This is a genomic window from Pseudonocardia lutea (assembly GCF_042658055.1).
GTDB classification, from domain to species: domain Bacteria; phylum Actinomycetota; class Actinomycetes; order Mycobacteriales; family Pseudonocardiaceae; genus Pseudonocardia; species Pseudonocardia lutea.
The window spans coordinates 1-7,985 of sequence record NZ_JBHSQK010000029.1 but is presented as its reverse complement, the minus strand read 5'-3'; the positions used below and the strand labels follow the sequence as shown (position 1 = coordinate 7,985).

General features: G+C 65.8%; 6 protein-coding genes and 1 pseudogene. 3 read left to right on the top strand and 4 right to left on the bottom strand.

What is annotated here, in order from left to right; genetic code table 11:
• The first annotated feature begins 424 nt into the window (after window positions 1-424).
• A complete protein-coding gene (locus ACFQH9_RS13330) occupies window positions 425-745 on the top strand; it encodes an NAD(P)H-binding protein (protein ID WP_379566343.1) in 321 nt (106 codons plus the stop codon).
• Complete coding sequence (locus ACFQH9_RS13325; RefSeq protein ID WP_379566342.1) at window positions 742-2,337, top strand: FAD-binding oxidoreductase; 1,596 nt, start codon at window positions 742-744, stop codon at window positions 2,335-2,337. Before ACFQH9_RS13330 ends, ACFQH9_RS13325 begins: the two co-directional genes overlap by 4 nt.
• A gap of 127 nt (window positions 2,338-2,464) precedes the next feature.
• Here ACFQH9_RS13325 and ACFQH9_RS13320 read toward each other — a convergent pair whose 3' ends face one another.
• Window positions 2,465-3,289 carry an SDR family NAD(P)-dependent oxidoreductase gene (locus ACFQH9_RS13320; RefSeq protein ID WP_379566341.1) on the bottom strand — a complete coding sequence of 275 codons (825 nt, stop codon included), beginning with the start codon at window positions 3,287-3,289 and terminating at the stop codon, window positions 2,465-2,467.
• A gap of 772 nt (window positions 3,290-4,061) precedes the next feature.
• On the opposite strand from ACFQH9_RS13320, the gene ACFQH9_RS13315 reads away from it, so the two are divergent.
• On the top strand, window positions 4,062-4,778 hold the full coding sequence (locus ACFQH9_RS13315) for a VOC family protein (protein ID WP_379566340.1): 717 nt from the start codon (window positions 4,062-4,064) through the stop codon (window positions 4,776-4,778).
• 211 nt (window positions 4,779-4,989) lie between these two features.
• Here the strand turns inward: ACFQH9_RS13315 and ACFQH9_RS13310 are convergent, their stop codons facing one another.
• The 3 genes and pseudogenes from ACFQH9_RS13310 to ACFQH9_RS13300 form a co-directional block, all read right to left on the bottom strand.
• Window positions 4,990-6,195, bottom strand: a complete 1,206-nt coding sequence (locus ACFQH9_RS13310) for a cytochrome P450 (protein WP_379566339.1) — start codon at window positions 6,193-6,195, stop codon at window positions 4,990-4,992.
• A gap of 144 nt (window positions 6,196-6,339) precedes the next feature.
• The gene (locus ACFQH9_RS13305; protein ID WP_379566338.1) at window positions 6,340-7,299 is read right to left on the bottom strand and encodes a VOC family protein; all 960 of its coding nucleotides are present in this window, start codon (window positions 7,297-7,299) and stop codon (window positions 6,340-6,342) included.
• Window positions 7,300-7,646: 347 nt separating this feature from the next.
• Window positions 7,647-7,985, bottom strand: a pseudogene (locus ACFQH9_RS13300) (zinc-binding dehydrogenase); the annotation flags it as partial.

The following is a 7,985-nucleotide window of genomic DNA, read 5'->3' as shown; positions in this document are numbered from 1 at the left end:
GAGTCGGACGGTTGGCTCATCCCGTAGTCGGTCTCGGGAGCGGCGACTCCATGTGGCTCGGCACCAGGCGTGATGCCCTCGCGAGCCGTGACGTTGCCGAGCGCGCGCTTACGAGCGCGCTGCTTGTGCGCCTGCAGCCCGGCGACCGTGCCGGCATCGAGGGCAATGCGGCAGGACCGAACCTGGCGGACCAGATCGAAGAGGCATCGTGCTCGGTAGACGCCATGAAGGCGATCCCCGAGGAGCCCGAGCGGACGAGCCGGCGGCTAGGGGAAGCGGTGCGCAGGCGTGAGCTGATCGCCATGACCGGGGTCTCCTCACGGTCACGGCGATCGCGGCATCTGATTGTCTGCCCATCATACAGCCGGTATGGTTTGTGCCGATACCACCGGGCAACCGGGCCCCGAGCACACAAGGAGCGCGCGTGCATCTCATCACCGGCGCCAGCGGAGAGCTGACCCAGATCACCGCGGAGCTGTTGCTGGAGCCGACCCCTGCCGACCAGGTCATCCTGACGACGCGGGTGCCCGGGGAGATTCAGTCCTTCGCCGGCCGTGGCGTCCAGGTCCGGTACGCCGACTTCACCGATTCGGACAGCCTCGAAGCGGCCTTCGCAGGGGCTGAGCGGATTCTGCTCCTGTTTACCAACCCGGTCGGCTCACACGCGGTACGGGGGGATGCCTCGGCGACGTGGCTGCCCGCCGCCCCGGTCGGCGCCGAGACCGGAGTGGAGGCCATGCGATGAGCACCGAGACGCACGCCGTCAATCGCGGAAACTACCTCGGCGAAACGGCACTGCGGCGCTTCGTCGACGTGCTCGGAGAGGACGGTGTCGTCCTCGGTGAGGGCCGCTTCCACGAACAGTACCGCGACAAGTACTGGCACCGCGACGACGACACCTACGACCCGGCAGCCGTCCTGCTCCCCCGCAACACTGAGCAGGTGCAGGCGGTCGTCCGGATCGCGAACGAGTTCGGGTTGCCGATCTGGACGTCCTCGCAGGGCCGCAACTACGGTTACGGCGGCTCTTCGCCCCGTCTGAAGGCCACCGTGGTGGTCAGCCTGTCCCGGATGAACCGCGTGCTGGAGATCAACCGCGACCTTGCGTACGCGGTGGTCGAGCCGGGAGTGCGCTGGTTCGACCTGCACGACGCGCTCAAGGAGTCCGGCAACGAGGACCTAATGGTCACCGTCCCAGATCTCGGTTGGGGCAGCGTCATCGGCAACTCCCTCGACAACGGGGTCACCTACCAGCCCTACGGCGCCGATTTCATGGCGCCGTGCGGGATGGAAGTGGTACTGGCCAACGGTGAGTTGCTGCGAACCGGCATGGGCGCCATTCCGGACAACAAGTCCTGGCACACCTACAAGCGTGGTCTGGGCCCGGTCCTCGATGGCCTGTTCATGCAGAGCAATTACGGCATCGTCACGAGGATGGGCTACTGGCTCATGCCACGGCCGGAGGCCTACGCACCCTTCTTCCTCACGGTTCCGCGGGACCAGCACCTCGAGCAAGCGATCGACATCATCCGGCGACTCCGCCTCGACGGCACGCTGCGCGGTGTGCCCAGCATGTATAACACCGTGACGCTGGCGGCCCAATTCCCTGAGGTGATGGGCCGGTTCGCCGGCGGTGACGGCGCCTTCAGCGAAGAGACCCTCGACGCGATGGCCGACGCAACCGGTCTGGGCCGGTGGGCGCTTCGCGGGGCCTTGTGGGGTGACGGCCCCGTCGTCGACCACCAGCTGGAGAAAATCCGCAAGGCGTGGAGCGCGATTCCCAACGGCAAGGTTGTCTTCGAGCGGACCTACGGCCCCGACGAGTACGACCAGATCCGCTCCATCCCCGACAAGTGCCAGGCGGGAGTTCCGAGCGTCGATCTACTCGACGCCATCCCGGAAGGGGTCGCCCATGTGGGCTTCGCCCCCGCCATCCCACTGACCGGCAAGCACGTGCGCGAGGTCGTCGACCTCTTCGAACGGATCGTGCACGAGCAGATAGGGGTCAACGTGGCCGGCGGGCTACTGATCATCAATGAGCGGACGACGCTGTACGTCACCGGGCTCAACTACGACTACCGCGACACGGAGCAGTGCCGTCAGGCCTACGACGCGGTGAAGGTGCTCGTGGCAGAGGCGGGACGGCGTGGGTACGGGGAGTACCGCGCCCACCTGGACTTCATGGACCTAGCATCGGCGCAATACTCCTTCAACAACCACGCGTACCGGCAGTTCTGCGAGACGATCAAGGACGCGGTCGACCCGAACGGGATTCTCTCGCCGGGGCGGCACGGGATCTGGCCCGAGAGACTGCGGCATCTCGCGGACCGCGGCTGAAAGGCCCGCGACGCAAAGGTCCGAGGACCCGCTCGTTCGAGCCGGGTCCTCGGACATTTTCTCCCCACTTCCCCCATATCCCGACAGCGCTTCCCCGCCAGCACTATCCGGGCCCATGTCGGAAGCGCTACCCTCTCCACCCCGCCCGTTCGAACGCCGCCTCGATCCTGGACGCGCGCTCGCCCACCATCGGATACCACTCTGGATGTGTGACGATATGGGTCTCTCCACGGGCTAGGCTGGCCAGCACGACGTCGCCCACTTCCCGCGGTTCTAGCCAACGCAGCTTCGCTATCTGCGGGTCGCTGGAGATATCGTTCTCGACGAAGGCGCTCTCCAGCCCCGGGGGTCTGGCGCGGAGGGATCGGGCGATATTGGTGCGGACCGTCCCCGGTACGAGCACCGCGGCGCCAACGTTTGAGTTCTCCCGCCGCAACTCGTGCGCCAGCGCCTCGGTGAGGCCCATGATCGCGAACTTGGTGGTGGCGTACGCGCCGAGTCCAGGCATATCGGCGACGAACCCGCCCATGGATGACGTGTTCACAAGAAACGCTGGCTCGCCGTGCTGTTTCAGCAACGGCAGGAACACGTGGACGCCGTGCAGGACACCAGTTACGTTGACATCGAGGATCCACCTCCAGTCCCCGAGGCTCATGTCGGCGATGCGGGATTCCGGTGCAACCCCGGCGTTGTTGAACACCAGGTGCACCTTGCCGAAGCGGTCCACAACCTGGTCGGCCAACGCCCGCACGCTCGCAGCATCCGAGACATCGGTGCGGATGCCCACGGCCCCGATCTCCTCGGCTACCCCATCGAGCGGATCGCCATCGATGTCGGCGATCACCACCTTCGCACCGTGCTCCACCAGCCGCTGCGCTATGCCCCTGCCGATACCGGACGCACCGCCGGTCACCACGGCGACCAGGCCGCTGACATCCTTGATCGTCGTCACTGGCACGTCTCCTCGTTCGTCGATCTGTAGGTCCTGGGCCGCACGCCGTGCCGTCCTGGCGAGAAGATCCAGTTGGGATCGATCGCACCGAGCAGCTCCGGAAACGGCCCAGTCATGGTGATGATGTTCTGCAGGTTCGGTACGCCGCGGATCACGCCGTCGGGTCGGAGCTCGCGGATGATGTCGACGGCCTGGGCGAGCCGGGCGTCCAGGGGGATGCTGAGGCAGAGCCCGGGCGTGCTCCTCCTGTCGAATCACCGCGCCCCGGGGGCTCAACTACGGTGTACGCAGAGCCCCGGACGTGGATCCGCCTCCGGCGCGGGGAGGGGGGATGGAGTCATCGTCGACGTCCTTATCCTGTCGGGACTAACAGTTCGGCCTGCGTGGGTGCGGCGCGGGCACTTCGGCACCGGATGGACGGAGCCCTCGTCGGCGCGTCACTGGGTGACCTCCTGCTTCGCGGCTCCCTCTCGGTGCCGTGCGGGAACAAGTCCCGTAATATCGCCCTACAATCAGGCTACGTTTGCGCAGGCCAGGCACTCCCGCAATGACCTGAGATTTGACGGTCACCTGATCGGCGTTGCGTCGCGCCTCCAGCACATCCATAGGGCGAGAATCGCACATTGACCTCATCATCGTATCGTACGACAATCATACGGCTTGCCGAGCTCCACTTCCGGCACAGCACTCTCAAACAAGGAGAACCGAGCAAATGACGTACCTCGTCGGCTCCCACCACGTCACGCTGACCGTGGGTGGCGCGTAGGAGGACGTGAAGTTCCACACGCGAGTCCTGGGCATGCGCTTCATCAAGAAGATCGTCCCGTACGACGGATCCGCGCCGATCTGCCACTTCTACTACTCCAACGCGAACGGCGACCCGTCGTCCGTGGTCACTACGTTCCCGTGGACTCAGGCCGGCCTCTACGGAAAGCGAGGCACCAACCAGGCGCGCGAGGTCCTCCTGTCCGTCCCGGCCGACTCCCTCGACTACTGGGTGCAGCGGCTCGGCCAGCACGACATCGAGGCCACGCGCTTCGAGGCCCTCGGCCGCGGCCGGGTCTCCTTCCACCACCCGTCCGGCATCGAGTACGTCCTGGTCGGCAACGAGAACGACCCACACGAGGGGTTCTCCGGCAAGGGTGTGTCCGCCGACGCGGCGATCCACGGCATCCATGGCGTGGGCATCCACGTGTACGACCAGGACCACATGGTCGACTTCGGGAACGAGGCGCCGCGTCCAACGAGGCCACGGTCACGGGAGTTGTTTCCACAGCCTCGCGCCCACCCCGTGATCGGCCGGGTAGCCGGTCCGCCCACGTGCGGCACGAAACTTCTGCAGGAAAGGATCAGCCAGGCGCGGGGTAGGAAGTCGGGTGGTGAGAATGGCCTCGAAACGGCCGCATCGAGCACAGCTGCCTTCACCCGAAGTTCGGCGTACTCGCGCTCGGCACACGAGCCCCACGTGATGTCGCCGCCAGGCCTGTAGATGACAACGGCTAGCTAGTGGTTCGTTACCAGCGTGCGGATCGCAACGTCGAATCGCGCCCGGGCCGGAGGCTCCACGGCCTTCGTTCTCGGATCCCGCGCGATAGCTGCTCTAGTCATGATGTCACCTTCAAGATCTAGTGTGCTGTTTTCTGTATCGAGTCGGCAGCGATCGTCGCCGACTCGATACACCGACGGACTCGTGTAGGGCGTTAGCGCGGAGCCCGGTCTGGGAAGCGCAGCGGCAGTCGCGAGAATCCGGAATGCAGCGGCTCACCGTGAGTTCGGACAGGTTCGCCATCGGGCTCGATCCAGGCTGTGCGCTGGAGCAACTGGGACAGCGTGGCCTGAATCTCCAGTCGTGCGAAGGGGGCGCCGATGCACTGGTGTGGCCCGTTGCCGAACGTTAGGTGCCGATTGGGCGAGCGGTCAATGAGGCAGCGATCGGGCTCGGGGAACTTCTCGGAGTCTCGATTGGCGGAAGCCCAGTTCAACGCCACCAGCTCGCCCTCGCTCATGGTCTGACCGTGCAGTTCGACATCGGAGCCGAGGGTGCGGGCCAGTTGGTGCAGCGGCGGGTGGAATCGCAGGTATTCCTCCACTGCGTCTGGGATCAGGGCGGGGGTGGCACGAAGTCTGATTTGATCCTTCGGATTCATGGCGATCTCATGCAACGCTGCGGTAATGGCTTGTGTCGTGGTGTCGCCACCCGCGGCGAACAGCTGGACTCCGATGGCGATGGGAATCTCAGGCGGGAACGGCTCGCCGGACTCGTCACGTGCGGCGAGCACCCCGCTCATGAGATCGTGTTCGGGATCCATCGGGTGCGCGCGGCGCGACTCGACCAGCGCGATGACGTCGTCGGTCCAGAGCGTCGCGACGAGTGCTGCAGCAGCTTCTGGGTCGTGTGCGACCGACTCAAGCTGGTGCAACTTGTCGACGAAGGTCCGCCAGGTCTCATCCGGCATGTTCATCAGCGCGGCGAGCACTCGCTGGGGGAGGGGACGGGCGAGTTCGGCAGCGGCTTCACCGCGGCCTCCTTCGATCAGGTTTGTCACATGCTCGTTGACGAAGCTCTCGATCTGTGGACGCAGCGCTTCCACCCGGGCAGCGGTGAAGTACGGGTTGAGTAGCTTGCGGTAGACGGTGTGATCCGGTGGGTTGCTCGCGATCGGGATCGACAGCGCGAAGCCCGGGAACTCCGGAAACGGCTGGCCGCTGCGGTACGTTCCGTAGTCTCGGGCCGCATTGTGAACGTCCGTATAGCGGGTCAACTGCCAGTACCCCCCATGTCGCTCGACGCGCGCAACGGGACAGCTGCGCCGCTGCTCGGCATAACGGGCGATCGCTTCTGGATGGTCCGGAATGTGGTCGGCAGACTCGGCCGCCCGGTTCTGTGTGGCTTCGATCGATTCCATGAGCGTTCTCCAATGAACAACTCGGCGGAGGGGCCTTGCTGTCGGGCTGGGTGGAGCCGACGGGTCTTGCGGTCCTTGCGAAGTGCTGCTGCGGCTCAGGTCATGCTTCTGGTGACACTCCGAGGCACACGGTTGCCAGGACTGTCAGTCCTCGACCGTGATTGGTTCGAGCTGGCCCATGATCTCGGCGCGCTGGCTCTCGAACTGCGGCGGCAACATGAAGTTGCGGCCGAGCTCCTCGGGTGACTCGTCGCAGTCCCAGCCGCCCTCGTTGTGCGTGACGGCCATCTCGAATAAGGCGCCGCCGGGCATCCGGCAGTAGACCGACTTGAAGTAGGTGCGGTCCTTCAGCTCTGAGATGTCGGTGTAGCCGGCACCCTCGATGTCGAACTTGACCGCCTGCTGGTTCTCCAGGTTGTCGAGGTTCCACGCGAAGTGGTGGTAGGTGCCGGCGCCGTAGGACCAGGTCCCTTGGTCGTCCGAGCGGTTGCCGATGACCTCGACGTAGTTGCCGAACTTGTCGTTGCCGACCTGGAACGCTGCTCGGTCGCCGTCCTCGACGATGTCGCCCTGGGAGAAGAAGACCGACTCGGCGAACTCGACAGTCCGCTCGGGGGTGTGGGCATGGATCCCGGTGCCGTGGATGCCGTGGATCCCGAACTCCTGCGGAACACCGTTGCCCGCGTAGGCGACGCGCGGGTCACCGGTGTTGCCGACCAGGGCGTACTCGATGCCGCAGGGGTGCTCAAAGGTCAGGCGGCGCTTGCCGAACACCTCGGCGTTGGCCACCTGGATCTCGTGCTCGGTGAGCCGCTTGAACCAGAAGTCCAGGGACTCCTCCGGGACCGACAGCAGGACCTCACGTGCCTGGTTGGTGCCTCGCTTGCCGTAGATCTGGTGCTGCGCCCAGGGGAAGGTGGTCACGACGCTGGACGGGTCACCAGCCGCGTTGGAGTAGTACAGGTGGTAGACGGGGGTCGAGCCGTCGTAGAGCACGGTCTTCTTGATGAAGCGCATACCCAGGATCTGGGTGTGGAAGTCGACGTCCTCCTGCGCGTGGCCGACGGAGAGCGTGACGTGATGGGACCCCTGGATGTAGCCCACGGTGGCTCCTTTCAGATGGGGCGGCAGCCGGTGCGCGACGCGCCGACGGGATGAGACTCATCCTCGCTGTCGTGCTACACCGTAGTATCGTATGACAATGCTGGCAAGGGGCGAGTACGCCGCCGGCTCCAGGCCCGGGAGGCAGGTTGGGCCTGTGAGCGGCCGGGCTGGACTAAGGAGCTTTGCTCACGCTCGCGGTGCTCATCTGCTCGCGGGCAGCTCACCGCCCGCTCGTGATCCGGCTGCTGTCGACGTGCCAGACTTATCGCCCAGCGGGGAATGTCGCCTGACGACACGGTGATGCCGTTGCTTGTTTGGGCCCGCCATCAGAGGACCACCACCGAGCGCAGCATNATCGGGAAGTCCCGGGAGGGCAGGCAGTCGCCGTACCAGCTCGACTTGAGCGAGCCGCCGCGGCCGAAGTACTCGATCAGCGGGATCTCCGGCGCGGTCAGGTCCGGGGTCGGCACCCCGACGAGCACCACGGTGCCGGCCAGGTCGCGGGCGAAGAAGGCCTGGCGCCAGGTCTCCGGGCGGCCGACCGCGTCGACCACGACGTCCGCGCCGAACCCGTCGGTGGCCTCCTTGATGGCCTCGACCGCGTCGGTCGACTTCGCGTTGACGGTGTGGGTGGCGCCGAAGCCGCGGGCCCACTCCAGCTTCCGGTCGTCGGTGTCCACGGCGAT

Coding starts and splice junctions, on each gene's coding strand:
- ACFQH9_RS13325 (WP_379566342.1), top strand. CDS start 742: ATGAGCACCGAGACGCACGCCGTCAATCGCGGAAACTACCTCGGCGAA.
- ACFQH9_RS13310 (WP_379566339.1), bottom strand. CDS start 6,195: ATGGAATCGATCGAAGCCACACAGAACCGGGCGGCCGAGTCTGCCGAC.